The 25,077-nt window shown below is 73.6% G+C and carries 19 protein-coding genes; 11 read left to right on the top strand and 8 right to left on the bottom strand.

Features of this window, described 5'->3' with window-relative positions; all coding sequences use genetic code 11:
- Window positions 1-235 precede the first annotated feature (235 nt).
- Entirely contained in the window at window positions 236-1,237 is a 1,002-nt protein-coding gene (locus ABD361_RS06635; RefSeq protein ID WP_344433831.1) for an aldo/keto reductase, read from the bottom strand.
- Window positions 1,234-2,445 (bottom strand): MAB_1171c family putative transporter, encoded by a 1,212-nt coding sequence (locus tag ABD361_RS06630; RefSeq protein ID WP_344433830.1) that lies wholly within the window; start codon window positions 2,443-2,445, stop codon window positions 1,234-1,236. The genes ABD361_RS06635 and ABD361_RS06630 overlap by 4 nt, the downstream gene beginning before the upstream one ends.
- Before the next feature lie 345 nt (window positions 2,446-2,790).
- Here ABD361_RS06630 and ABD361_RS06625 point away from each other — a divergent pair, with 345 nt between their 5' ends.
- Both ABD361_RS06625 and ABD361_RS06620 read left to right on the top strand, forming a co-directional pair.
- A complete protein-coding gene (locus ABD361_RS06625; RefSeq protein WP_344433829.1) occupies window positions 2,791-4,674 on the top strand; it encodes a DNA/RNA helicase domain-containing protein in 1,884 nt (627 codons plus the stop codon).
- A 144-nt stretch (window positions 4,675-4,818) separates the two neighbouring features.
- On the top strand, window positions 4,819-6,930 hold the full coding sequence (locus ABD361_RS06620; protein ID WP_344433973.1) for a DUF2075 domain-containing protein: 2,112 nt from the start codon (window positions 4,819-4,821) through the stop codon (window positions 6,928-6,930).
- Window positions 6,931-6,984: 54 nt separating this feature from the next.
- On the opposite strand, the gene ABD361_RS06615 is transcribed toward ABD361_RS06620, so the two are convergent.
- Complete coding sequence (locus ABD361_RS06615) at window positions 6,985-7,113, bottom strand: DUF6408 family protein (RefSeq protein WP_344433828.1); 129 nt, start codon at window positions 7,111-7,113, stop codon at window positions 6,985-6,987.
- 509 nt (window positions 7,114-7,622) lie between these two features.
- Here ABD361_RS06615 and ABD361_RS06610 point away from each other — a divergent pair.
- Window positions 7,623-7,784 carry a thiazolylpeptide-type bacteriocin gene (locus ABD361_RS06610; protein WP_344433827.1) on the top strand — a complete coding sequence of 54 codons (162 nt, stop codon included), beginning with the start codon at window positions 7,623-7,625 and terminating at the stop codon, window positions 7,782-7,784.
- A gap of 64 nt (window positions 7,785-7,848) precedes the next feature.
- On the opposite strand, the gene ABD361_RS06605 is transcribed toward ABD361_RS06610, so the two are convergent.
- Window positions 7,849-8,397 (bottom strand): hypothetical protein, encoded by a 549-nt coding sequence (locus ABD361_RS06605; protein WP_344433984.1) that lies wholly within the window; start codon window positions 8,395-8,397, stop codon window positions 7,849-7,851.
- Here ABD361_RS06605 and ABD361_RS06600 point away from each other — a divergent pair.
- From ABD361_RS06600 to ABD361_RS06565, 8 genes are read left to right on the top strand one after another with little or no spacing between them, the layout of a single operon-like run.
- Complete coding sequence (locus ABD361_RS06600) at window positions 8,305-10,314, top strand: lantibiotic dehydratase (protein WP_344433972.1); 2,010 nt, start codon at window positions 8,305-8,307, stop codon at window positions 10,312-10,314. The genes ABD361_RS06605 and ABD361_RS06600 overlap by 93 nt on opposite strands.
- On the top strand, window positions 10,308-11,315 hold the full coding sequence (locus ABD361_RS06595; RefSeq protein WP_344433826.1) for a lantibiotic dehydratase C-terminal domain-containing protein: 1,008 nt from the start codon (window positions 10,308-10,310) through the stop codon (window positions 11,313-11,315). Before ABD361_RS06600 ends, ABD361_RS06595 begins: the two co-directional genes overlap by 7 nt.
- Complete coding sequence (locus tag ABD361_RS06590) at window positions 11,302-12,807, top strand: hypothetical protein (RefSeq protein WP_344433825.1); 1,506 nt, start codon at window positions 11,302-11,304, stop codon at window positions 12,805-12,807. Before ABD361_RS06595 ends, ABD361_RS06590 begins: the two co-directional genes overlap by 14 nt.
- Window positions 12,804-14,678: a YcaO-like family protein gene (locus ABD361_RS06585; protein ID WP_344433824.1), complete on the top strand. Its 1,875-nt coding sequence runs from the start codon at window positions 12,804-12,806 to the stop codon at window positions 14,676-14,678. The genes ABD361_RS06590 and ABD361_RS06585 overlap by 4 nt, the downstream gene beginning before the upstream one ends.
- 51 nt (window positions 14,679-14,729) lie before the next feature.
- On the top strand, window positions 14,730-16,091 hold the full coding sequence (locus tag ABD361_RS06580) for a hypothetical protein (RefSeq protein WP_344433823.1): 1,362 nt from the start codon (window positions 14,730-14,732) through the stop codon (window positions 16,089-16,091).
- Window positions 16,088-17,047 carry a thiopeptide-type bacteriocin biosynthesis protein gene (locus ABD361_RS06575; RefSeq protein WP_344433822.1) on the top strand — a complete coding sequence of 320 codons (960 nt, stop codon included), beginning with the start codon at window positions 16,088-16,090 and terminating at the stop codon, window positions 17,045-17,047. Before ABD361_RS06580 ends, ABD361_RS06575 begins: the two co-directional genes overlap by 4 nt.
- Before the next feature lie 55 nt (window positions 17,048-17,102).
- Window positions 17,103-17,795 (top strand): ABC transporter ATP-binding protein, encoded by a 693-nt coding sequence (locus ABD361_RS06570; protein WP_344433821.1) that lies wholly within the window; start codon window positions 17,103-17,105, stop codon window positions 17,793-17,795.
- Window positions 17,786-19,573, top strand: a complete 1,788-nt coding sequence (locus ABD361_RS06565) for a DUF6297 family protein (protein ID WP_344433820.1) — start codon at window positions 17,786-17,788, stop codon at window positions 19,571-19,573. Before ABD361_RS06570 ends, ABD361_RS06565 begins: the two co-directional genes overlap by 10 nt.
- Window positions 19,574-19,590: 17 nt before the next feature.
- On the opposite strand, the gene ABD361_RS06560 is transcribed toward ABD361_RS06565, so the two are convergent.
- The 4 genes from ABD361_RS06560 to ABD361_RS06545 form a co-directional block, all read right to left on the bottom strand.
- The gene (locus ABD361_RS06560) at window positions 19,591-21,513 is read right to left on the bottom strand and encodes an anthranilate synthase family protein (protein WP_344433819.1); all 1,923 of its coding nucleotides are present in this window, start codon (window positions 21,511-21,513) and stop codon (window positions 19,591-19,593) included.
- The gene (locus tag ABD361_RS06555; RefSeq protein WP_344433818.1) at window positions 21,510-22,169 is read right to left on the bottom strand and encodes an isochorismatase family protein; all 660 of its coding nucleotides are present in this window, start codon (window positions 22,167-22,169) and stop codon (window positions 21,510-21,512) included. Before ABD361_RS06555 ends, ABD361_RS06560 begins: the two co-directional genes overlap by 4 nt.
- Window positions 22,170-22,229: 60 nt before the next feature.
- Window positions 22,230-23,432 carry a 3-deoxy-7-phosphoheptulonate synthase gene (locus ABD361_RS06550; RefSeq protein WP_344433817.1) on the bottom strand — a complete coding sequence of 401 codons (1,203 nt, stop codon included), beginning with the start codon at window positions 23,430-23,432 and terminating at the stop codon, window positions 22,230-22,232.
- Between the two features lie 400 nt (window positions 23,433-23,832).
- Window positions 23,833-25,026 (bottom strand): IS701 family transposase, encoded by a 1,194-nt coding sequence (locus tag ABD361_RS06545; protein ID WP_344433816.1) that lies wholly within the window; start codon window positions 25,024-25,026, stop codon window positions 23,833-23,835.
- Window positions 25,027-25,077: the final 51 nt, after the last annotated feature.

Raw genomic sequence — 25,077 nt, 5'->3', positions numbered from 1 at the left:
AGCGAACGCACGGGGCTGCGAGGCTAGTCGCGGTGGTGGGGTGCCGGGGCCCCGGATTCTTAAAATAAGTTTGTTATTGGCTTGAAATATGCGTGTCGAGGTCAGCACTCCGCATCGCGGGACCGGCTGCTGGAAGCTTTGACCCGTGGGGGCCGCTCGTGGCGGGACCGACTCGTCGTGCTGACGCTCGAATGACGCTGTTGGCCTTCCGGCGGCTTCTGGCTGAGCGCTGACCTCAGTGCCCCAGCCGCTCCAGGGCCTGGGCCGGGTAGCGGTCGCCGGCCACGGCCTCCTCGGGGACGGCCGCGCGCAGGAGGTCGAGGTCGGCCGGGGGCAGGGCGAGGTCTGCCGCGGTGGCGTTCTCCTCCAGGTACCGGCGGCGCTTGGTGCCGGGGATCGGGATGATGTCGTCGCCCTGGGCGAGCAGCCAGGCCAGCGCCGCCTGGGACGGGGTGCAGCCGATCCGGGTGGCGACCTCTCCCACGGCCCGGACGAGGGCCAGGTTCCGGTTGATGTTGTCGTCGGCGAACCTCGGCCAGCGGCGGCGGTTGTCGTCGGGGCCGAGGTCGTCGCGGGAGGACAGCGCCCCGGTGAGCATGCCGCGTCCCAGGGGGGAGTAGGCCACGACCGCGATCCCCAGCTCGCGGCAGGTGTCGAGGAGTTCGCCCTCCACCACGTTTCGGGTGAACAGCGAGTACTCGACCTGCACCGCGCTGACGGGGTGGACGGCGTGCGCCGTGCGGAGCGTGGCGGCGCTGACCTCGCTCAGGCCGACGTGGCGCACCAGCCCCTCGTCCACGAGGCGGGCCAGGGCGCCCATCGTCTCCTCGATCGGGGTGTCGGGGTTCCTGCGGTGCGCGTAGTAGAGGTCGATGTGGTCGATGCCCAGGCGCTGCAGGGAGGCGCGGCACGCCACCGGGACGTAGGCGGCCGAGGTGTCGACATCGCCCACCCGGCCGGTGGCGGCGTCGTGGCGCAGGCCGAACTTCGTGGCCACCACCACCCGGTCCCGGTCGCCGGTGTGCCGGTGCAGCCAGCGGCCCAGCAGTTCCTCGTTGAGGCCCTGCCCGTAGGCGTCCGCGGTGTCGAGCAGGGTCATGCCCAGCTCCAGGGCGCGGTCCAGGGTGCGCTGGGACTCCTCCTCGTCGGGGACGCCGTAGGCGATCGACATGCCCATGCAGCCCAGGCCGATCGCCGACACCTCGGGCCCGTGGGCGCCGAGCTTGCGGTACTTCATCGTTCGTTCCTTTCCAAGGCGGGAAGAGCGGTGTACTCCCGGGCGACCTTCAGCAGCCACGCCAGCTCGTCGGCGTAGCCCCCGCCGCCGGCCGCCTCGGGGCCGACGGGCGCGGGCTCCCCGGCCGGCTGCTTCCGGTTGTCGCGTTTGGCGCGCAGGGCTGCTGCGAGAGAGACGGCCTGGACGCGGGCGCGCAGCGCGTCGCCCGCCAGCCCCGCCTCGTGCGCCGACCGCTGGGCGGCGGAGACGACGTCCGGGGACATGTAGGGCCGCAGGGCGCGCAGGCCGTCCTGTATCTCGATGACCCTGCGGTAGAGCCGGAAATCGGTGTCCCTTGGCAGCAGACGGGCCAGGGGGTTGCCCGACTGGGGATCGAGCGCGATGCCGGGCACCGCCGTGGACAGCGCGTGCCACAGCGGATGCAGCCGCTGGTACGCGACGAAGCTGCGGGCCAGACGCCGCCCCTCGGACAGCCGGGGGCCCCACGAGGGCATCGTCAGCCCCGCCACCAGGAAGAAGATGCCCGTGCCGTTGGCGATCGGCGTCAGCAGCTCCCAGTCCAGCGGGTCCAGTCCGCACTGGACGCTGATCAGGACGAACAGGCGGTTCAGGCAGTAGACGAGGCACGCGCTCGCGCCGATCGCCGTGGTGTGCAGCCCCCTGCGCAGCCATTGCCGGCCCGCCACGCGCCCGTACCGCAGGCACAGCCGGATGATCTCGATCATCCCGGCGCCGAAGGCACTGACGTACAGCAGTAGATAGGCGGCCACGGCCGGGCGGTTCGCGTTCTGCAGGAGGTAATGGGCGCTGCGCTGATGGCTGCCGTTCTTCGCGGCGATCCACAGACCGACCATCACGACGGCCACCACGACCGCGGCCAGGAGACGGACGAGCGCCCGGCGACGCGCCTCCTCACGCGGGTACACCCAGTAGACGATCGCGGTGAGGAACGCGGCACTGGAGGCCACGCCGCCGAAGAGATGGATGCCCAGCGCCCCCAGATCGTTCACACCCACGGCGACGTCCACCGCCTGCGCGACGAGCGGCGTGGAGAGCGTGAAGGAGACGCCCTTGCAGAAGAAGGCGACGAGCAGAGCCCGCAGCGCAGGATCGTTCCGCCGGTGCCGCAGGTCGCGCACCTTGTAGAGGAAGGCCAGCGCACACAGGGCCGCACACGCCGGGAACACCACGGCCTTCACGTCACCCATGACAGCTCCCGCCGCCGCTTTGGCCGTTCCTGCGGCTCGGCAAGGTCAGCCGGAAGCGGACGTGCTGTGCACGCGCGAACCTCGCGACATGTCATTGTCCCTGACACACCAATCCACTGACGACGCTGCCCCCGTGCGACTGTCTGGCTGTCGGCGATAGTAGCTGGCAACTCCGACGACTCCTCGGTCGATCAGAGCCTTCACTTCTCCATGCATCGCACAGGTATTCTTGGGCTGATCTCGTCACTGCGGCCCGCCGGGCTTCCGGTCCGCCCGTCCTGATGCGGGCGTAACGGACACGCCCCCACCCGCACGAGTCTCTTCGTGCTGCTTGGGGGGCATTTCTTGTTGTTCCGTGCGTCCGCCGAGACCGTCGCCGTCATGGCGTTGGACGGCTCGCTCTTTCTGCACCTGAGCGAGCAGTACTTCCACGTGCTGGGGCACCGCCCCGGGCCGTCGGAGGCGCGCTCGTGGGAGCGGAGCATCCCCGTGCTGACCGCGGCCCTCAACGATGCCGGGCTCGGTGACGTCGAGGTCGTCCTCGAGTACGCGCTTCCCCTGAACAGCAGGCGTGTCGATGCGGTGCTCGCCGGAGTGCACCCCGTCACCGGCGCACCTTCCTATGTTGTGGTGGAGCTCAAGCAGTGGAGCCAGGCCATGCCGGACGAGGACGACGCCTCCCTGTGCCATGTCGACAGGTATGCACGGCCCGTTCTCAATCCCATCGAGCAGGTGCGCCGGTACTGCCAGTACATCGCCAACTTCAACGGAGCCGTGGCCGGGCATCCGGAGCGCGTCAGTGGCGTGGCGTACCTCCACAACGCCACCGAGTTCGGTGTCGCCGGGCTGCGCGACATCGAGTGTGACGATCACGGGCAGTTGTTCACCGCCGGCCGGCGCGGCGAGTTCCTCGACTATCTGCGCGCCAAGCTGAGCCCCACGGTTCCAGGTGCGCGAGCGGCCGACGAGCTGTTGAGCGGGAAGACGGCTCCGTCCCGCCAGCTGATGTCCGTCGCGGCGCAGGAAGTGCGCGAGCGAGAGCAGTTCGTTCTCCTGGACGAGCAGCAGGTCGCGTACCGGATGGTCCTCAATGCCGTACGCAAGGCGAAGGAGGCCGATCACAAGGAGGTCGTCGTCGTCACCGGTGGGCCGGGGACGGGCAAGAGCGTCATTGCGCTCTCCCTGCTCGGAGAGCTGTACAGGCAGGGGGTGCCGGCGCTCCACGCCACGGGTTCGCAGTCCTTCACCACCACCATGCGCAAGGTCGCGGGCGCGCGCAAGCGTGAGGTGCAGGATCTCTTCAAGTACTTCAACAGTTTCATGACCGCGGGCAAGAACAGTCTCGACGTCCTGATCTGCGACGAGGCGCACCGCATCCGCGAGACCTCCGCCAACCGGTACACCCCGGCCGCCCACCGCACCGGCAGGGCCCAGATCGAGGAACTCATCGACGTGGCGCGGGTACCCGTCTTCCTCCTGGACGAGCACCAAGTCGTGCGTCCGGGCGAGATGGGGACGGTGGCGGACATCCGGGCCGCTGCAGCGGTGAAGGGCCTGGGCTGCAGCGTGGTCCACCTCGACGGCCAGTTCCGGTGCGGCGGCAGCGAGGCCTACCTGCGCTGGGTCGTACGGCTCCTGGGACTGGAACCGGGCGGACCGACGCTCTGGGAGCCCGACGACCGGATGCAGCTGTGGGTTGCCGGCAGCCCCGAGGAGCTGGAGGAGTTCCTCGAAGAGCGCCGCGCCCAGGGGTACGGGGCGCGTATCTCCGCGGGGTACTGCTGGCCATGGTCGCAGGCACCGAAGTCGGGGGAGCCGCTCGCGGCGGACGTGGTGATCGGGGAGTGGGCCCGTCCCTGGAATGTGCGCGGTGACCGGGGTGTGGCCGGCGCGCCGCCCGCGGCCCTCTGGGCCACGGACCCGGCCGGATTCGGCCAGGTCGGATGCGTCTACACCGCGCAGGGCTTCGAGTACGACTGGTCGGGTGTCATCATCGGACCCGACCTGGTGTGGCGGGGCGACAGGTGGGTCGCGGACCGTACGGCGTCCAAGGACCCCGTGTTCAAGAAGTCGACTTCCGACGCCGATGTCGACCGCCTCATCCGCAACACGTACAAGGTGCTGCTGACTCGCGGGATGGTCGGCACCGTGGTGTACTCCACCGACCCCGAGACACGCGACAAGCTGAGGGAACTCGTGGGATCGAGGGAGGTTGTCGCAGCGCTGTGAGGCACGGCTGAGCCCGTCCTTCCTCCTCCGGCCGCGCGACTCTCTAAGATCGTCGCCATCGGTTGCGGCCCGACGGGCTTCCTGGACAGGACATGCCCCCACCCGCGCGAGTCACTCGTGCCCTGGGGGAACCACCTCGTGTCCATGCTCCTGCTGAAGCTCTCGGCCAATGATCTCCTGACGCTCAACACCAGGCGACGCATGGTTCCTCACTTGGCCGCACGGTGGCAGCACTTCCGCGGGAGCGAGGCGTCGGTCACCGAGCGGTTGGCGTGGGCCGAGAGCCTCGTTGCGCTGGCCGAGGACATGGTGGCCGCCGGCCGGGGAAACGTCGAAATGATCGTCGAGTGCTCGGCGACCGTGGAGGAGCCGGACGACCCCGAGGACAGGCACATCATCGATGTCGTGCTCGTCGGGCGGCACCCGGAGAGCGGTCATCTCTCGGTGCAGCTCGTCGAGCTGAAACGTTGGTCGACCGTCACGCGCGTGGAGGCGGCCGCATCCGACATGATCCATGTTCCTGGAATGGAGCCGAAAAAACATCCGGCCTTGCAGCTGGCTGCGAGCTTTGCGGCATTCGGCGGTGAGGAGGGCCCCCTTCACGGCCTGCCGTTCGAGTGCGGGGGGTTCACTTATCTGCACAATGCGACCGAGAGCACGGTGTGGCCGCTCATCGCTCCCGGCGCGCCCACCGGAGCCTACTCGCGCATCTACACACGGGACAGGCGCGACCGGTTGATGCAGGACCTGCGCCGGCACTTCGTCCACGACGAGGGGCAGTCGCACGCCGAGATTCTGCTCGCCCGTATGAACCTGCGGAACACGCCCCTCCTCGATGCCGTGATCAAGTCGAGGGGCGAGGACACCGTCTTCGCCCTGCGCAAGCAGCAGCGGGAAGTGGCGGACCACGTCATCGAGGCCTCCACCATGGTGCTCGACGGTCCCGATCAGGAGGCGCTCGTCCCGAACCCGAGGCGCGCGGTGTTCGTCATCACCGGAGGAGCGGGAACGGGCAAGAGCGCCATCGGTCTGCATCTCAAGGCGCAGTTCGAAGCCGAAGGGCGAAGCGTCAAGTACGCGAGCGGATCGCGAGCCTTCAACGGCGCCATGCAGGACCACGTGGGCTACGGCGACCGTGAGTTCAAGGAGAGCTTCACGTACTTCAGCAGCTTCGTCACCACCCCGGACGAGCCGCTGGACGTCCTGATCTGCGACGAGGCGCACCGGTTGCGGGAACGTTCCACCAACAGGCGTTGGCCGGCGGAGAAGCAGGGGAAACGCCCTCAGGTGGAAGAGCTGCTCGATGCGTCCCGCCTCAGCCTTTTCTTCTTGGACGAAGGGCAGTCCGTTCGGCCGAACGACGTCGGCACCGTGGCCCTGATCAAGGATGCCGCACGACGACGTGGAGCCGACTTCGCCCACTACGACCTCCGCCGGCAGTACCGGTGCGGCGGTAGCGAGGCGTACGTGCGCTGGGTTCAGGACCTTCTCGGCATCTCCGGCCGGGAACCCGGGCAGTGGGTGCCCGACGGGCTGATGCACATCGAGGTGGCGGACACCCCCGAGGAACTCGAGCGGATCATCGTGCAGGAGGCCCGGGCCGGGGCCTCCGCGCGCATGGTCGCGGGGTTCTGCTGGCCGTGGACCAAGCCCCGCGGAAAAGAGAAGCGCCTCGAGGCCGACGTCCGCATCGGGGACTGGCACAGGCCCTGGAACGCCGACAGCGAGAGCTTCTGCGAGAACGGCGCGCCCCCGTCCAGGATCTGGTCGGTGCACGAGGGCGGTCTCGGTCAGATCGGCTGTGTCTACACCGCTCAGGGCCTCGAATGGGACTGGTGCGGGGTCATCATGGGTGACGACATGGTCCGACGCGACGGTCGCTGGGTCTTCCGGAGGGGGAAGCAGCGCAGGGACAAGGAGGCGGGAGTCAACCGCGTTGCGGTCCCCGGTTCGCTCGACCCCGAAGTGCGGAAAAAGAACCTGGACGACGAAGACTTCGCCCGTTGCGTACGCCACGCGTACAACGTGCTGCTGACCCGCGCGAGCCGTGCCACGGTGCTGTACTCCACGGACGCGGAGACCCGGGAATATCTCGAGTGCATGGTCGGCGATGTGCAGATCCACGGTCTTCGTCCTACGTGGGACAGCCTTCCGCCCGAGGCTCGCGTGCCGCATCAGGGGCGTCCCGGCCGAGGCAGGGGGCGGCGGGCGCGGCGCAGGTCGCAGGCGAAGAAGGGACAGCAGACGCTGTTCTGAGAAGAAGCAGGGCGAGGTGGTGTGGCGGGCTCCCGGGCCCGCCACTGGCCTGGCTCAGAAGAGCAGGCGCGCTGCCGATGCCAGCACCGCCGCCAGAAGACTGGAAGCGGCGCCGGTCGCGACGTCGACCAGGATCCTACGGAACCGGATGCGACACTCGCACTTGTACTCGTCCAAGTTCATGCTTGGCCACTCCTGACAGTGAGTTGGGAATGGCAGGGACAGCCCCACCGGGCATCCGCACTCACGTCGCGTGCACGCACACGACGGATGACCATCCCTCACTCACGACCGGGCGAGCCAGCGCGTGAACGTGGACTGCGTACCCCTCCGGGTAGGCGGGCAGCGCAAGTGATCCTACCTCGAACGGAGTTGGGGCGCAGGCAGCGGCCTCTTGCTGGTGGTGGAGGGCCGCTGGTGCGCCCTCGACGCCCGTGGCCGGTCGGCCGGCTCCCGGAGGCGGCACCGAATATGCAGCCGGGGCTTTTCGCTCGCTCGCGTAATTCAATTTATCGCGCCCGCTTATCGCCTCGTTATCGGCCTCCTAAAGAATTCTCGGGGCGTTTTATCGGGCTGATCGGTGTTGACTCCGCAATCCGTGATCGTGTTAAGTACTGGTCATGAGCCACGGGGGGTGCGGCTCGCCGAGTGCGGTTCCCTCTGGTGCTCCGTCCCAATCAATCAAGACGGAAATGAGGTCCATCATGGACGCCACCATCGAGTTCGACGAGTTCGCCATCGACGAGATTTCCACCGAGGAGCTTCCCGACACCACCGGCCTGCCGGCCATGGGTGCTTCGAAGGGTGCTTCCTGCTGCGCGGCCAGCTGCTCCTGCTGCTCCAGCAGCAGCTGAGGTGTGACCCGGGGGCGGCGTTCGGCCGCCCCCCGGGCGCTTTTTTGGATGGAAGCCGCCGGATCTAGTGCAGGATGCCGTGGAATTCAGAGTCGATCAGCGTGTGGTGGTCAGGGCCAATCCGGTTCCTTTCGAGCACCTTGCACCGTCGTCCCACCGGAGTGCCTGGGAAGCTCTGGGCGCCGCCCATGAAGAGGTTCTCCGGGCCGCCGACGCGGCCGATGAATTCCTGCACCGGCGCATCGGGGAAGTCGGCGAGGCCGGTGATTCCGGTGTTCGTGCGGAGCTCGTGCGGTTGCGGCGGCGGATTCGGCAGAAGCCGGGTTCGGCGTTGGCCGCTTCCGTGGCCGGTATGGGGGAGCCCGTCGCCCGGTGGGAGTCCGCCGTTCGGGAATTCGCCGCGCTGCTCCAGCAATTCCTCTCCCGCATTCCCGATGTCACCGACTCCGAGCGTGCGCAGCTCGCCGCCGTGTGCCGGCACCAGGACTTCGCCTCCTCCCTCGCTCTCGTCAGCCTCGACCTGGACACCGCCCGCGCCCGTTACGCCGGCAACGTCGGGCGTTGGTCCCGCGGTGACCGCAAGAGTGAGGCCGGGCTTGTCGCCTATGCCCACCGGGCCATGCTGCGGACCAGTCCTCGGGCCCGGTTCACCGGGGTCGGGTTCGGTATGCCGGGTGCGGACCATGAAGAGCCGACTTCGCCCACCGTGCTCGTCAGTGCTTTCGACGTTCAGCGGGGGGCCGTTCAGACCATCAGTGAGAGTGCGCTCGACCTCGGCTCCGCCGCGTGCGTGCGTCTCGCCCCGCTGTTGCCCGCCGGTGACGGCCGGCTCGGGTTCCTGCGGGTGGGGGACGAGGGGCCGCGTCGGGTGACCGTCGGGCGTACGCCCCCTCTCGATGCCCTCGTCGCCGTTGCCCGTTTCGGCGTGCACGAGCGTCGTGACGTCGTCAAGCGGCTGGCCGTACGCCTCGGTTGTGCCGAGGGCGCGGCCGAGCGGGTCGTGGACGGCGCGCTGCGCGCCCAGGTCCTGCTGCCCGCGCTGCCGGTCGACGAGCAGTCGCCCCGCTTCCTCGACGACACCGTGGACGCCCTGCCGGACGGCTCCGAGGTGCGGGAGCCGCTGCAGCGCATCGCCGCCGCCGTCGGCGCGCTCCCCGAGCAGCGCAGGGCGCTGCTGGAGGACGTCGCGCAGGCCGCCCGGCAGTTGCCCCACGCACAGCAGCTGGGACTCGGGTTGTACGAGGACGCCGCGGTGGCCGTCGGTACGCCGCCTAAGCTGCCGGCATCCCTTCGGCACAGCATCGGCACGCTCCTTCCCGTCCTCAGCGCCTTCGACCTCAAGCACGATCTGCGGCTGGCGCTGCACGACGCCGTGCGCGCCCGCGGGACGCGGCTGTCCCTGACCGCGACCGCCGAGGACCTGGCCGCCGAGGCCGCCCGTGCCGTCACCGGTACCCTCACGCCCCGGCTCGCCGACCCCGCGCTCAACGAGGCGCTCGGACAGTTGTGGCGCTTCCGGCAGCGCGTGCTCACCGACATCGCCGAGCTCATCGGCGACAGCACGGACCACGACGACACGCACCACGACGACGTCGCCCTGCCCGACTCCCTCGTCGCCGCCTGGCGTGCCGCGCTTCCCGCCTGGACCGACCGGCCCGACGCCTCCTACGCCCTCATGCTCCAGCCCGCCACCACCGGGCCGCAGTGGGTCTGCAACGGCATCTTCGCCGGTGCCGGCGCCACCCTCGCCCGCTTCCTGCACCTGGACTCCCTCGCCGGGGGCCGGGCCACGCAGGAGCTCCGCGAGCGCCTGCACCGCTTCCTCGGCCCGCGCGTCCTGGAGGACCGCGGCTGCCACGGGCTCAACACCGGTGTCCATCCGCCGCTGCTGCGCGAGGCCATGACGGCCGACGACTGGGCGGACGCGGTGATCGAGAGCGGTGACGCCCCGGGCGACGTGCGGATCCGGGTCACCACCCGGGACGGCCACCGGCCGGTGGTGATCACCTCCACGCGCTGGGACCTGCTGCCCGCGCCCAGCCGGATCGCGCTGTGGCTGCAGGGCGGCGGGCTCGTGCAGCCCACCTTCGACCAGTACGTGCCCCGCACCGCCGGCATCACGCGCGTACCGCGCATCCGCTTCGGCGACCTCGTCCTGCAGCGGCGGCGCTGGTACCTGCCCGACCTGGACCTCCTGACCGGCGCGGCGGACGGCAGCGAGGCGGGGGTGCGCCGGCTGCTGGCCCTCGCCACCGAACACGGCGTGCCCGGCGAGGTCTTCTGCAAGCAACTCGCCGCATGGCAGCGCGCCGGCGGCTCGATGCCCGACCTGACGACGACCGCGCCCCTGCAGCCCAAGCCCCGCTATCTGCACCTGGCCAGCCCGCTGGGCCTGAAGTCGCTGGCCCGCGACGCGGCCGCCTTCACCCACCCCTTCCTGGAGGAGTGCCTGCCCGCGCCCCGCGAGGGCGCGCACGCCCGGGAGTACGTCTACGAGTTCGACCGCACGACAGGAGGCGCGGCATGCTGACCGTTCTGCGCGCGTACCACTACGCCCCGCGCAAGGCAGGGCTGCTCACCCGCGCGGTGCTGCCCCTCCTGGACGACCTGCGGCGGACGGACGGCCACGACGTCGCCTTCGTCACCCGCCACTGGGACGGCGGCTCCCACCTCGCCCTGCACCTCGGCCCCGGCCCCGTTCGCGCGGACGCCGCGGCCCTGCTGGGCGAGCGGGTGGCGGCGCTCGGCGAGCCGGGGGAGACCTGGAGCGAGGCGGAGTACGCCGCCCGGCGGCGGGAGTACGAGGCCGCCGAGGAGCGCACCGCCCGTCACGCGTCGCCCTTTGCGCACGGCACGGTACGCATGGAGGAGGCGGGCGACCCCGCACCGCTCGAAGCCGTACGGCACACGATGCTGACCGGCCTCACCCGCGTGCTCGCGGACGCCGCCGAGTCCGGCCCGGGCCTGGTGCTGCAGCTGCTGCTGGCGGCCGGTTCCGTCTTCCCCGGCGGGCTGCGGTTCGGTTCCCTGTCGTACCGCTCGCACGCCGAGGCGTACCTGGCCGCCTCACCCCACGAACACCCGCTGCGGGAACGCTTCGAGCAGGCGTACCAGCAGCGCGCCGAGGCACTGGACCAGCTCGTCGCCGACGCGCTCGCCACCCCCGCGGCGCTCCCGGCGTACGGGACGTTCGCGCAGGCGTACGCACGGCTGCGCGAGCCGGACATGGACGGCCCCGTCCGCGCGCTGCTCGGCGCCGCCGACGAGGCCGCCGCCCTGCCGCAGCCCGGCCGGATGAGCGCCTTCCACGCCACCTTGCAGCACAGCGGCTTCCACAGCAGGCCGCCCGAGGGCTTCCTGCCCTACCGCGTCCTGGTCAACTGGCTCTACGAGCTGCTCCCGGTGCTGGACGTCACCACTGTCCACCGTTACCTGTACTGCTACTGCACGGCCCGCGCCGTCGACGAACGGCTCGGCGAGGCATGGCAGGACCGCCTGAAGACGAGGCCCACCCGACATGCACCCCACTGACACACGGCGGCTCAAGCTGCGCCCGAGCATCCTGTACGGCACCACGGAGACGTCGGTGTTCGTGCAGTCGCCGCGGGGCGCCTTCACCCTCAACCTGCCCGCGCCGCTGATCGATCCGGTGGCCGCCTGGCTGGAGGCCCTGCAGCGGCCGGCCACCGAGCAGGAACTGCTCGCCGCCGCCGGCGGGCCCAAGGCGGCGCCCGCCCTGGAGAAGGTGCTGCGGCACCTGCGGGGCCACGGCGTGCTGCTGGACCTCCCCGCGCAGCCGGCACCCGAGCACGTCCCCGCCGCCGCGGTCGCCTACGCGGAGAGCCACTGCCCGGGCGACCCCTACGCCGCCCTGCACCGCCTGGCGCGGACCACGGTGACGCTGCGCGGCGAGGCGGACCTCGTCCGCGCCGCCGCCGACGCCCTGGCCGGCCGCGGCATCGCCCACACCACCGAGAGCCACACCACCGAGGGCGACGGCGACCGTGCGGGCCTGACCGTCCGCGACGCCGCCGGCCGCCTCGCGGTGGAACTGCGGTACGCCGGCGAGCGGCTGTGGGTCGCCTCCAGCGACCTCGGCGCCGACCCGCAGGCCGTGGCGGAGCTGGAGCGCCGGCTCGCCGTGCCGGGCCGGCCCCGGCCCGCCGCCCGCCGCCTGGCCGCCGGCCTCGCCGCCGAGCAGGCCTTCCGCGAACTGCTGGAGCTGACGGAGGCGTCCGGCACCGTGCACGTCGTCGACTCCGCGCCCCTGGGCTGGCGCAGCCGGCGCATCGAGCGGGCCGCGGGGCCGGTCGAGGACGTCCTCGACGCCCTCGACGAGCACGCGCACCCCGGCGCCGACGACCTGGTGGGCCGCTACCGCTGGGACACCCCCGACGACTGGCAGCAGATCCCCCTGGCCCTGGCCCGCGTCGTCCCCGGCCCCGGTACCGGCGCTGTCGAGCGCACGCCGGCCGCCGGCTGGGGCGTCATCCGCAACGAGGCCAAGGCCCGGGCCCTCGCCGCCTTCCTGCGCGGCGACGCCCCCCGCCGCGGCGCGGGCGTCACGCTGCAGGCCGCCGTCGTGGACGCCGCCCTGCGCGAAGCCGCCCGCCGCCTGCTCGACGCCCCGGACACCCCCTGGCACGAGGACGCGCCGGTGCCCGTCGTGGCCGCCGACGTCACCGGCCCGGCCTGCCGTACGTACCGGGGCCCGGCCGGGCTCGTCCTGGCCGAGGCCGCCGGGGAGCACGGGCGCGCCGCGGCCTGGGCCACCGACGCCGCCACCGCCCTGGACCACGCCGCCTGCGCCTACCTGGCCCTGCGTCAGGGAGCCGACGGCAACGGCGTGGTGCTCGACACCACCGGCGCCGCCGGCGTCACCGCCACCGCCGACGAGGCGTACGCCCTCGCCCGGACGCTGCTGGGCGCCCCGGTCGCCTTCCACCCCGACGCCGAGGACGTGCTCACCGGCCACGCCCCCCTGGTCGCGGGTGACTTGGCGGTACAGGAGGCCCGAGCATGACCGGTACGAGCAGCACCCTCACCGCCGCCGACGTGCACCTCCACCCCGCACTCCGCCTGCCGCCCGGCCTCGTCGAGGGCTGCCGCGCCCTGGCGGACCGCGACGACGCCCGCGTCCTGGTGATCGCCGGCCACGACCTCGCCTGGGAGTCGGAGGCCGTGCACGCGGCCACGCGCGACGGCCGCGCCCTGCTGACCGTCCGCATCTGGTCCGAGGAGGCCGAGGTCGGCCCGCTGTGGTCGCCCGGTACGGCCGTCGGCTGCCCGGTGTGCCAGGTCACCGCCCAGTTCCGCACCCGCGGCAAGGAGCAGGCGCCCACGGTGCTGCGGGCCTCCGGCGGCACCGCCGAGGCCGCCCACGTCCTGCTGCGCGACGCCCTCGCCCTCGCCGCACAGGAACCGCTGCCGCAAGGGGGCACGCTGACCGTCTCCGCGACCGGCAGCGGCCGGCACCGCCTGCTGCGCCAGAGCGGCTGCCCCGCCTGCACGCCCGCCGGCGCGACGGGAGCCACCGGACAGCCGCGCCTCGGCGACCTCGACGCCGAACTGCGCCACGTCGACGGCCCGGACCTGTCCCTGGAGCACCTGCGCCGGCAGCTCGTCGACCTGCGCTACGGCCCCGTCCTCGCCCTGCGCCCCATGCCCGACGTGCCGGCCGCCCTCGTCGGCGCCATGCACTCCCGCGAGGAGCGGGCCAAGGAGACCGCGGGGTACGGCCGCGGCCGCACCCTGGGCCGTGCCTCGCGCCTGGCGCTGCTCGAACGCCTGGAGCGCGCCGGCTCGCAGCACGTCGCCCGCACCGCCCGCCCGCTGGTGGCCGCCTACCGCGACATCGCCGAACAGGCCGTCGACCCGCGCCGCCTGGGCATGCTGTGCGCCGAGCAACTCGCCCACCCCAGCTGCCGCGTCGACCCCTTCACCGAGGACCAGCCGATGTCCTGGACGCGGGCCCGCGTCTGGGCCACCGGCCAGGAGCGCTACGTACCGCTGGAGTCGGCCTCCTACCACCTGCACCCCCGGCCGGTCCCCGGCCAGCGGTGGGGGCGTGTGGTCTACGAGTCCTCCAACGGCTGCGCCCTGGGCGCGAGCCTCGACGAGGCCGCCGTGCACGCGCTGACGGAGGTGGTCGAGCGCGATGCGTTCCTGCACACCTGGTGGTCCGGGCGCCCGGTCCCGCGCATCGACTGGCGGTCGGTGACCGACCCGACGAGCCGCGAACTGCGCGGCCTGATCCGCCGGGCCGGCTACGAGATCCATCTGTGCGCCGTCACCCAGGACATCGCGCTGCCCGTCGTGTGGGCGCTGGCGGTCAACCCCGCCTCCCGCGACAAGTACAGCCTCACGGCGGCCGCCGCCCACCCCGATCCGGTGAGCGCGGTCCGGGCGGCCGTGACGGAACTGGCCCCCATCGTGCTCGGCGACCTCATGGCGCCCGACCGGCAGCGCGCCCTCGCCCTGCGCGAGGACCCCTGGCAGGTGACCGACCTCGACGACCACGTGCGCTGGTACTCCGTGCCCGAGGCGGCCCCGGCACTCGAACCCTTCCTGTCCGGCCCCCTCGGCACGCTCGACGACGCCTTCCCCACCGCGCACCGGCTGCCGCGGCGCCGCCGGCCGCTCGCCGAGGTCCGCGAGGACCTCACCGCCCGGCTGGCCGCGGCGGGGCTGGGGGAGGTGCTGGTGCTCGACCAGACCGGGCCCGAACACCGGGCGGCCGGGCTGCACGCGGCCCGCGTCCTGGTCCCCGGCGCGATCCCGCTGTCCTTCGGCTACGCGCACCAGCGCGTGTTCGGCCTGCCCCGGCTGCCCCGGTTCGCCGGACCGCAGGACGGCGCGCTCGCCGACCGGCTCACGGTGCACCCCTTCCCGTAAAGCCCGCTGACGACCGTCCAGCCCGCCCGTCCCGTAGGAGCAGCGCAGACCATGTCCCACCCCACGCATCCGCCGTCCGGCCGCGTCCGGGCGCTGCGGGAGATCCTGGGCGCCCGGCCCAGCGGCGACACCCGCCGCGACCCGCAGGCGGCGCCCCACCTCAACCCCGTCCGCCGGGCCGTGGCCGGCGCGGCAGCGGGGCGCGACCTGCCCGCCCCGCAGCCGCGCTGGGACCTGCTGGACGAACTGCCCTGGCCGCAGCCCGGCCCGCAGCGCGCGGTGGACCTCGCGGACGTCGTGGCCACCGCCTGCGCGCCCGTCCGCTTCGAGACCGACAACCCCTACCCCGAGCACCGCCCCTACCCGTCGCCGCGCGCCAAGTTCCCCGTACGCGTCGTCGCCGACGGGCAGTTGCTGGCCCCCGAGGCCGACGCCTACCTGCCCCTGCCGCAGGACGTCCGGCCGCAGGGCCGGGCGATCGAGACCGGCTCCGCGCTGCGCACGCTGCCCGGCTTCTACGGGCCGCTGCGCCGGGTGCTGGCCGGGCTGGAGACCGGGCACCTGCTCGCCTCCGTGGCGCTGCTGGGCGCCGCCCTCGGCCGGCCGGTCGAGGTGACCGGCCGGGCGGGGGAGCAGTGGGCCGGCTGGCTGGAGGCCCTGACGGGCGGGGAGGTCGTACCGGGCTACCGCATGACGGACGCCGTCCCGCCCGCGTCCGCCGGCCCGGCCGGCTCCGGGCCGAGCTGGGCGCGAACGGTGTGGGCGCGCAACAGCGGCCGGGTGCCCCGGGGTTACGCCGGCTTCACCGCCACGCGCACCACCGTGCCCGGGGACGCCTTCCGCCGGGCGCTGGCCGCGCTGTCCGCCGCCGGCACCGGCCTGGGCGTGCTCGCGCAGGCCCGGTCCGTGCTGCACCTGTACTGCTGGGTGCGCGGCGTCGAGGGCCTGCGCGACGGGCTGTACCGCGTCGACGGCACCGAGGCCCACCGCGTGGGCGACTGCGCGCCCGCGAGCGGCGGGCTGCTGATCGACGCCGCCCCCGTCCCCTCGCTCGCCTTCGACCTCGACCGGTGCACAATGGTGTGGATGTTCGTCGCCGACCTCGACGCCGCCGCCGGCCTGCAGGCCACCGGCGCCGGGTCCGCCGGCACCGACCCCGACCCCGACCCGGCCCGCGTCGCCGACGACGTGCTGGCCGCCACCGGATGGCTGGCCCAGCACCTGTCCCTGGCCGCCGCGGCGCACGGGATGTTCGCCCGGCCGCTGCGCAGCTTCCACGGCGACCGCGCGGCCGACGCGCTGGGCCTGCCCCCGCACCACCAGGCGATCTACCAACTGGCCTGCGGCGTCGGCCGGTTCGACGAACCGGGGCTCGATGCCCGCCCCACGACCCTCGAAGGAGCAACGGCGTGAGCGTCGTTTCGTCCGAGCAGCGACCGGCGCCGGGATGGCTGTCCTGGCACGTCCACGTGGCCGCCGACCCGACCGGCACCGACCACCTCGCCCCGCTGATAGCCGGCCCCCTCGCGGAGCTGATCGCCGCCCAGCGCGCGGCGGGCCGCGTCCGGAACTGGTTCTTCATCCGTTACTGGGAGGGCGGCCCCCACCTGCGCCTGCGCATCCTGCCCGCCGCGGCGGACGACGCCGGCCCGCTGGACGCCGCCGTGCACGCCGCCTTCCGCGACGTGCCCACGGCCGGCCACGACCCCGCCGTCTACCTCGACGGCGTGCGCGACCTCGCCCGCGCCAGCCTGCGCGCCGACCCCACGGTCGACCCGCACCTCGCGGGCCTGGTGCGCGAGCCGGGAGTCCACCGCGCCGTCTACACCCCCGAGACCGACCGCTACGGCACCGGCGAACGGCTGGCCCTCTCCGAGGCCGCCTTCGCCGCCTCCAGCGACCTCGCCGTGCACTCCGCCGGGCAGTCCCCGAGCGCGGTGCAGCTGCGCCTGCTGGGCATCGAGACGATCTGCAAGGCCGCCCACCGCGCCCGCCCGCACGACGTGGACGGCTGGCTGCAGCGCTACGCCGCGTACTGGCGTACGTGGGCCGGGCCCGGCCCCACCGCCGTCTTCCCCGCCGACCGGCTGGCCACCGAGGCGGTCCAATGGGCCACCGTCCTGCGCGAGCGCGCCGGCGTCACCGCCGACCGGCTCATCCGGCGCGGCGGCCCGCTGGCCGCCTGGGACACCGCCCTGGCCGCCGTCCTGGACGGCGTCGCCGACGGGCCCGAGGCCGCCGCGCGGCGGGAGAGCCTGTGCATCTCCCACAGCCACATGACCCTCAACCGGCTCGGGCTGCTCGTGCACGACGAGTTCGCGCTCATCGAGACGGCCCGCTGCCTGCTGCCGGTGCCCGCGGGGGCCTGAGCCCCCGGCGCACCGACCGCCCCTTCCGTACCACCGACCGCAGGAAAGCTCCCCCATGCCTCCTTTGCTCCAGGCCGAAGACCTCACCGTCCACTACGGCGGCGCCCCCGTCGTCGCGGGCGTCAGCCTGCAGGTCGAACCGGGCAGATGCGTGGCCCTCGCGGGCGCGAACGGATCGGGCAAGTCCACCGTGCTGCGGGTGCTGGCCGGACGGCAGGAGGCCGACACCGGCACCGTGCTCCTCGACGGCGAACCCGTACGCGAGAGCGACCCCCGCTTCCGCCGCGACGTCGCGGTGTCGATGGACGGCGGCGAGTGCTTCCCCGACCTGACCGTCGCCGAGCACGTCCGCATGGTCGCCGCCGCCCACGGCCTCGGCCGCCGCGCCGCAGAAGCCGCCGCCGACGTCCTGGACCACCTCGGGCTCGCGGCGCACCACGACGCCTTCCCCGGCACCCTCTCCGCAGGGCAGCGCCAGGCCCTGCTGCTGAGCGCCGCCCTGGTGCGCCCGGCCCGGCTGCTCATGCTGGACGAACCCGAACAGCGCCTGGACGCCCGCGCCAAGGAACGGCTCGCCGCCGTCCTCGACGCGGCGAAACGGGCGGGCACCGGCATCGTCCTCGTCTCCCACGAACGCTCCCTGGTGGAGGCCGTCGCCGACCACGTCGTCCTGCTCGCCTCGGGGCGCTGCGTCGCCGAGGGCGAACCCGCCCGCGTCCTCGCCGAGGAGGCCGCGCCGTGGCGGTGAAGAACACGACCAGGACCTCCCCGAAGAACAACCGGAAGAACCACCCGAAGAACAACCTGAAGAACAACCGGAAGAACACGCAGTACGCCGCACCCGGAGCCCCCGATCCGCTGCTCGACCTGACCGGCGCCACCGCCGAGGCGCTGCGCGGGGTGCGCGACGCCCGGCGCGAGCGCGCGGGGCGCTCCGGCCGCCCCCGGTTCGCCGGCGGCTGGCAACTGCTCCTCGCCCTCACCGCCTTCGTGCTCGTCGCGGCCGGCGTCCTGCACACCGCGCCCGGCGCGGGACGGGCCGTGGGCGCCCCCGCCTCGGCCGCCACCGCCCTGGCCCTGACCACGGGCACCGGCGCGCTGCTGACGGCCGCCGCGATGTGGCTGGCGACCTGGCTGGGCCCGGTGCTGCTGAGCAGCCACGAGGTCACCTGGCTGCTGCCCCTGCCCGGTGACCGCGGCCGCATGCTGCGGCCGCGGCTGCTGGCCGGCCTCGGCGTGGCCGCCGCGACCGGCGCCGTCGGCGCCGTCCCGCTCGCCGCCGCCGCCCAGGCGGCCCTGGGCGCGGCCGAGCCGGCGGCCGTCCTGGTCGACGTCCCGGCGACGGTGGCCGGGGCCCTGCTCGCCGCCGCCCTCGGCGTCCTCACCCAGGCACGGCCCGCCCGCTGCCGCACGCTGCGCACCGCCGCGGCGCTCGTCGCCGCCCTCGGCGCGGTCACGGCCGCCACCAGCGCGTCCTTCCCGCTCCTCGGGAGCGTCCTCGCATGGAGCGGCCCGTGGGGCTGGACCGGCCGGGCGGTGGCCGACGCCGCCCGCGGCGACCTCCTGCCCGCCGCCCTCCTCACCACGGCCGTCGTCGGCAGCGCCGCAGCACTCCTGGCCCGCGCCTTCCGCCTGCTGGGCGAGCTGCCCGCGGCCGAACTCGCCGCCCGGGCGCAGCACGGCTCCCGCGCCGGGCAGGGCGCCGTCCTGCTGGACGTCCGCGGCATCGCCCTCGTCGCCCAGTCGGTGGCACGCGCCGGACGCGGCCGGGCCCGGTTCCGTCTGCCCCTGCCGGCCGGCCACCCGCGGCTCGTCCTGCTGTGGCGCGACGCGCTCGCGCTGCTGCGCCGGCCCGCGCGGATCGCCGCGGCCGTGGTCTGCCAGGCCGCGGGCGTGCTCCTGCTGCACCTGATGCAGCAGTGGGGGCAGGCTCCCGACCATCCGTCGGTGAGCGCCCCGCAGGCCGCGCTGTTCGGCTGGATCCTGGTCCTTCCCCTCTACCTTGCCGCCTGCGCCCTGACCGAGGGCGCCCGCCAGGACACCGACAACCTCACCCGCACCCGCCTGCTGCCCTTCGCCCCGCACACGGTGGCACTCGGTCACTTCGTCGTGCCCACCGCGGCCCTGTGCCTGCTCGGCCCCGCCGTCTCCTGGGCCACCTGCCTGCTGACGGGCCTGCCGGCATCCGCCTGGCACCTGTGGGCCCTGGTCAGCGCGATCGGCGCCCCGGCCGCGGTCGGTGCCGCGCTGATGACGGCGTACCGCGGCGCCATGCGCTACGACCTGATGTTCCTCTCGCCGGACTGGTACGCCGTCCTGCCCTTCCTCATCTGGTACGCGGCCCCCACCCTGATGTGCACGGCCGTCGCCGCGCCGCTGCTGTGGCAGTCCGTCGTCTCCCCGCACGCCGCGCTCACCGGCGCCGTCGTCCAGCTGGCGATCGCCTCCGGCCTGGCCCTCGCGCTGAGCGCCTGGCGCGTGCGCGCCCAGGCCCGCGCGATGAGCGGGACGACGCCCGCCGGCTGATACCGGCGGGCACCTTTTCAGAGGCGGGCCCGTTCCAGGACCTCGGTCAGGAGCGAGCCGATCAACCGGACGCCGTCCTCGGTGAGCACCGACTCGGCGTGGAACTGCAGGGAGGCGAAGTGCGGGCCGCGCAGCGCGTGCACCTCGCCCGTACCGGTGTCCCGGCTGATCTCGACCACGCCCACGCCCGGCGGCTCGGTCTTGTCCTCGGTCGAGCGGACGGCGAAGGTGTTGTAGAAGCCGACGCGTTCGCGGGCCCCGAAGAAGTCGATCTCCCGCTGGACGCCCTGGTTGGGGGCGTCCCGGCGCTCCAGCGGCAGGCCGAGCCGCAGCCCGAGCACCTGGTGGCTCAGGCAGACCGCGAGGAAGGGCCGCCGCTCGCGGAGCAGGGTGTCGATCGCCGAGGTCAGGTGGGCGATCTTGGGGTGGTCCGTGGCGCGGGGATCGCCGGGGCCGGGGCCCATCACGACGAGGTCGTGGCCGTCGAAGGCGTACGGCTCGTCGAAGCGCCGGACCGTCACCGCAAGGCCCAGCGAGCGCAGCTGGTGGTCGATCATCGAGGTGAAGGTGTCCTCGGCGTCCACGACCAGCACCCGGCGGCCGGCCAGCGCCGGATCGGGACGGTGCCGCCGCTGCTGCTCGGTGAGCCAGAACCCGGCGAGCGTCGCGTTGCGGCGTTCCAGGGCGGCGCGCACGTCGGGGTGCCCGCCGAAGCGGAGGGGGCCGTCCGCCGGCGCGGCGGGCGCCGGCTCGCCGCGCAGGGCGGCGAGCAGCCCGGCCGCCTTGGCGGTGGTCTCGGCGACCTCGGAGGCCGGGTCGGAGTGGCGGACGAGCGTGGCGCCCACCCCGATCCGCACCCGGCCGCCGGCGTCGATGTCGGCGGTGCGGATGAGGATGGCGGAGTCCATGGCCCGCTCGCCGTGCGCGTCGCGGCCGACGAGGGCCAGCACGCCGCTGTAGTAGCCGCGGCCCTGCGGCTCGTACCGGCCGATGACGCGGCACGCACTCTCCAGTGGGCTGCCGGTGACGGTGGGGGCGAACATGGCCTCGCGCAGGATCGCGCGCGGGTCGCGGGAGCTGCGGCCCTCGATGACGTACTCGGTGTGGGCCAGGCGCCCCATCTCCTTGAGGCGGGGCCCCACCACCCGGCCGCCCGCGTCGCAGAACCGGGCCGTCATCTTCAGCTCCTCGTCCACGACCATGTACAGCTCGTCGGCCTCCTTGCGGTCGGCGAGGAAGTCCATGACCCCCTGCAGGTCCGGCCCCGCCGGCGGGTAGCGGTAGGTGCCGCTGATGGGGTTCATCACGGCGGTGCCGCCGGTGAGGCTGACATGGCGCTCGGGCGTGGCGCCCACGAAGGTGCGCGAGCCGGTGTGGACGACGAACGTCCAGTACGCACCGGACTCGCCCTGCAGCAGGCGCCGGAAGAACGACAGGGCGCTGTGCGGCGTGTAGCCGGTGATGTCGGTGACGAACGAGCGCTTGATGACGAAGTTCGCGCCCTCGCCGCGGCCGATCTCGTCGGCGACGACCCGGCGGACGGTCTCGGCGTACGCGTCGTCGTCGACGTCGAAGCGGCCGCCGGACACCGTGATCGGTACGTCCGGCAGGCGCCGCAGCGCCTCGGGCACCGGCAGCAGGCCCTGGCCGGTGACGCTCATGGCGATCAGCGGCTCGCCGTCGTCGGCGCAGGCGAAGCCGCGCTCGGCGATCTGCCGGTACGGCACGAGCGCCAGCAGCTCGTGCCGGGCACCGCCGCCGGGGGCCTGCCCGGGCAGGGGGAGGTCGGCGAGCGCCGCCGGCGTGGAGATCTCGCCGACCAGGACGTCCAGGTGCCCGGGGCCGGTCGCCTCGGGGCGGTGGAGCAGGGCGAACGCGGGCGGGTCGGGGGACAGGACGCGCGCGAGGAGGTCCGCGGCCGCCCCGGGGGTGCCGGTCACGCGCCCACCTCCATCGCGGCCTGCGCATCGAGCCCGGCCAGCAGGGCGTCCGTCGTGCAGACGACGGCACAGCGCTCGGCGGCGTACTGCAGGGCCATCCGGTGGTGCTCGGCGGAGAAGTCCGCGACGGCGTCCGCCACCAGGAAGGTCTCGATGTCGTTGGTGAACGCCTCGACCGCCGTCATCAGGACGCCCACGTGCGCGTACACGCCGCACAGGACGAGCTGGTCGCGGCCGCGCCCGCGCATCCAGCGCAGCAGGCCGGAGCCGAAGAAGGCGCTGTAGCGCCATTTGGTGAACACCATGTCGTCGCCGCGCGGCGCCAGCACCTCGGCGACCTGCCGGTCGGCGGCATCCACGCGCATGCCCGGCCCCCAGAAGTCCTTGAGCAGACCGCGCTGTTCGTCGGTCATGCCGCCGGGCTGCGCCGTGTACGCGACGGGCAGGCCGGCCGCCGCGCCCCTCTCGCGCAGGGCGGTGGCGTTGCGCACGAGCGGGTCGCGGACGGCGGCGGGCAACGGCCGCAGGAAGTAGCGCTGCATGTCGTGCACGAGCAGCACGGCACGCCGCGGATCCACGCTCCAGGCGGCGGTGTTGCCGGGCAGGTCCCGCGCCGAGGGCAGGGGGTAGGGCTCGATGGGGGGTATGCCGGCCATGGCGGTGCTCTCCTTCGCTGTCGGGGGCAGGGGCCCGGGGGCCGGGGGCGGTGCGCCGGGTCAGGCGGCGGCGGCCGGGGCCGTCCGGCCGGCCGCCCACCAGGCGGAGACCACGGACAGGGCCTGGGCGGGGTTGAGCCGGGGGTCGCAGAAGCTCGTGTAGCGCTCGCCCACCCGGCCGGCCTGCTCCGCGCCGTGCACGCACTCGGTCACGTCGTCGGGGGTGGTCTCCAGGTGCAGCCCGCCCGCGACGCCGCCCGCGGCCAGCACCGCGCCCCGGAACTCCTCGGCCTCGCGCGCCACGGTGGCGAGGAAACGGGTCTTGAAGCCCTCCGGGGTGGCGACGGTGTTGCCGTGCATGGGGTCGGTGAGCCAGATCACCGGGTGGCCCGCGGCGCGGACGGCCGTGACGAGCGCGGGCAGGTGCCCGGCCGCGGTGCCGGCGCCCATCCGCGCGATGAGGGTGAGCCGGCCGGGCTCGCGGCGGGGGTCGAGGCGCTCGCACAGGGCCAGCAGCTCGCCGGGGGTCGTGCGCGGACCGACCTTGCAGGCCACGGGGTTGGCGACCGCGGCCAGCAGCCGCACGTGCGCCCCGTCGGCCTGCCGGGTGCGCTCACCGATCCAGGGCCAGTGCGTGGAGGTGAGCAGCAGCCGGTCCCGCTCGTCCCGGCGGACCATGGGCAGCTCGTAGTCGAGCAGCAGCGCCTCGTGGCTCGTCCACACGGGCGCGCCGATGCGCGCGGGCCCGCCCGGGCCGTGCCAGCCGAGGTGGCCCATGACCGCGCGGGCGGCCTCGTAGCCGGCGAGCAGGCGCTCGGGGTCGGGGCGCCGCACGGCGGGGTCGGGCTCCGGTCCGTTGACCATGTGACCCCGGTAGACGGGCAGGTCGGCGCCGCCGACGCGCTCGGTGGCCTTCGAGCGGGGCTTGCCGTACTGGCCGGCCATCCGGCCGGCGCGCACCACGGGCCGGCCCGTGTCCAGCTGCAGGGCGCCGGCGAGCAGGTTGAGCAGCCCCGCCTTGCGGGCCACGGCGGCCCGGGTCGACTCCGCGGGGTCCTCCGCGCAGTCGCCCGCCTGGACGACGTGGGCCTCTCCCGCGGCGACGCGGGCCAGCTGGGCGCGCAGCACGTCCACGTCGCCGGCGCCGACGAGCGGCGGGCGCATCGCCAGCTCCTTGCGCACCTGCCGGACGTGCTCGGCGTCCTCCCACGGCGGCTGCTGCAGCGCCTGTTCGTACCGGATGCCGGGAACGGCGTCGTCCACTGTTTTCTCCAATCGCGAAAGGGTCGGTGAAACAGCCGCACTCGGAGGGCGGTGAACCGGGAAATCGCAGGAAAGGACGGGAAGGAAGGACGGAAGGGAAGGACGCGCGCGGGGGCGAATGCCGGGAACCCGCCGCGACCGCGATCCTCCTCGACAGGACGCGGGGCGCCAAGCGGGCCGGCCGTACTCCGTCAGGTGATACGGCATGCGTCAGGTGACCGGTCATGCGTCAAGTGACCGGGCATGCGTCAGGTGCGCGGGTGTTTGTCAGGTGGACGGCAGTCCGTCATGTCGCAACGGGCCCCGCACGGGCCCCGAAAAAGCAGCAGGCAGACGGTGCGAGAACCGTCTGCCTGCAGAACCGGGGGAATTGCGGGGTGAATTGCCGGGGAAAGGTCGCCTAACTGCCGTTCGCGAGGGCGACCACCGCGTGGGCGGCCGAGGCGAGGGTGACGTGCCGGTGCCATCCGCCGAACGAACGGCCCGTGAAATCCCGGATCCCCACCCGGTCCGCGATCTCGGTGAAGTCCTGGTCCACCTTCCGGGTCAGGCGCGTCAGCCGGGCCAGGGACGCCGGCGAGGTCGTGGTCAGGTTCGTCAGCCACAGGCCCCCGGGCCAGGGGCCGCCCTCCTCCCCGACACCCAGCAGCACCAGCTGCTCGCGCGCGGCGGCGGCCGGGGACAGCGGCGGCAGCCCGACGCGGACGGCGGCGGCGAACCGCCGGGGCCGCGCCGCGCCGCCGGCGCGCTCGGCCTCCACGAGCGGCCGGCGCATGTCCTTGGCCAGGCCCATGATCTGCTGGGCGGACAGCGCCCGGCGGCCCCGGACGGGCAGGGCGGCGTCCGCCACGTCGAGGAGGAGGTCGCCCCGGATGCGCATCAGCAGCGGCACGCCGGCGGCGCCGAGCCGCTCGAACATCGTCGCCGTGTGCGCCTCGCAGGCGTCCAGCACCACCGGCCGCAGCGGCAGCTCCCACTCCGCCGAGGTCTCCCGCAACGCCTCGATGACGCACTCGGTGAGCGTCTCGACGTCCGCGGCGTCCGGGATCGAGACCTGGCTGCGCCGGATGTCGTCCTTGAGCCACGCCTTGGGCAGGTGCAGCCGCCAGTTGACGGGGGCGCTGACGTCCTCGGAGGCCGCCCAGACGCCGACGGCGCGCTGCGCGTTGAGCACTTGGCCCAGGTTGGGGAAGTAGTGCTTGTCGACGCCCACGGAGTGCCGTCCGGTCTTGGGGATGATCATTGTCCTCACCACCCAGGCCCGCGGGGGGAAGGCGCCGGTCAGGTGGTGGGCGAGGGCCCGGCGCAACGGGACCCAGTCCCAGGTGGAAGCGGAAATGAAATGGTGGAGGTTCTGCTCGGACACCTGCTCGCCGGCCAGCGTCGCCGCGATGTTGCGGACGGACTTGCGCCCCGGGGTCCGCAACAGACCGCGTATGTATTGCATTCCCTTTCGGCACTGGTCGCTGCGCGTCAGGGAGGTGAACAGCGTCGAGGAGAGTTCGGCGAGGACCGCGTCCTGGGAACCGGACCGCAGGGCGGACGCCGGAATGCGTGGTGCGGGATGCGCGAGGCGCAGGTCGGGATTGAGCATGGGTTCTCTTCACTCCTGCCCGGGCCGAATGCGTGGCCATTGCCGGAATGG

It is taken from the genome of Streptomyces luteosporeus, from assembly GCF_039532865.1.
Lineage (GTDB): Bacteria > Actinomycetota > Actinomycetes > Streptomycetales > Streptomycetaceae > Streptomyces > Streptomyces luteosporeus.
Note: the sequence above shows the minus strand (reverse complement) of the source record. Positions and strands in the feature narration are given on the sequence as shown.

Bases quoted from the DNA above. Each gene is read 5' to 3' on its own strand.
- ABD361_RS06580 (WP_344433823.1), top strand. From the start codon at position 14,730: ATGTCCCACCCCACGCATCCGCCGTCCGGCCGCGTCCGGGCGCTGCGG.
- ABD361_RS06615 (WP_344433828.1), bottom strand. From the start codon at position 7,113: ATGAACTTGGACGAGTACAAGTGCGAGTGTCGCATCCGGTTCCGTAGG.
- ABD361_RS06595 (WP_344433826.1), top strand. From the start codon at position 10,308: ATGCTGACCGTTCTGCGCGCGTACCACTACGCCCCGCGCAAGGCAGGG.
- ABD361_RS06590 (WP_344433825.1), top strand. From the start codon at position 11,302: ATGCACCCCACTGACACACGGCGGCTCAAGCTGCGCCCGAGCATCCTG.
- ABD361_RS06635 (WP_344433831.1), bottom strand. From the start codon at position 1,237: ATGAAGTACCGCAAGCTCGGCGCCCACGGGCCCGAGGTGTCGGCGATC.
- ABD361_RS06545 (WP_344433816.1), bottom strand. From the start codon at position 25,026: ATGCTCAATCCCGACCTGCGCCTCGCGCATCCCGCACCACGCATTCCG.
- ABD361_RS06610 (WP_344433827.1), top strand. From the start codon at position 7,623: ATGAGGTCCATCATGGACGCCACCATCGAGTTCGACGAGTTCGCCATC.
- ABD361_RS06570 (WP_344433821.1), top strand. From the start codon at position 17,103: ATGCCTCCTTTGCTCCAGGCCGAAGACCTCACCGTCCACTACGGCGGC.
- ABD361_RS06630 (WP_344433830.1), bottom strand. From the start codon at position 2,445: ATGGGTGACGTGAAGGCCGTGGTGTTCCCGGCGTGTGCGGCCCTGTGT.
- ABD361_RS06585 (WP_344433824.1), top strand. From the start codon at position 12,804: ATGACCGGTACGAGCAGCACCCTCACCGCCGCCGACGTGCACCTCCAC.
- ABD361_RS06555 (WP_344433818.1), bottom strand. From the start codon at position 22,169: ATGGCCGGCATACCCCCCATCGAGCCCTACCCCCTGCCCTCGGCGCGG.
- ABD361_RS06620 (WP_344433973.1), top strand. From the start codon at position 4,819: ATGCTCCTGCTGAAGCTCTCGGCCAATGATCTCCTGACGCTCAACACC.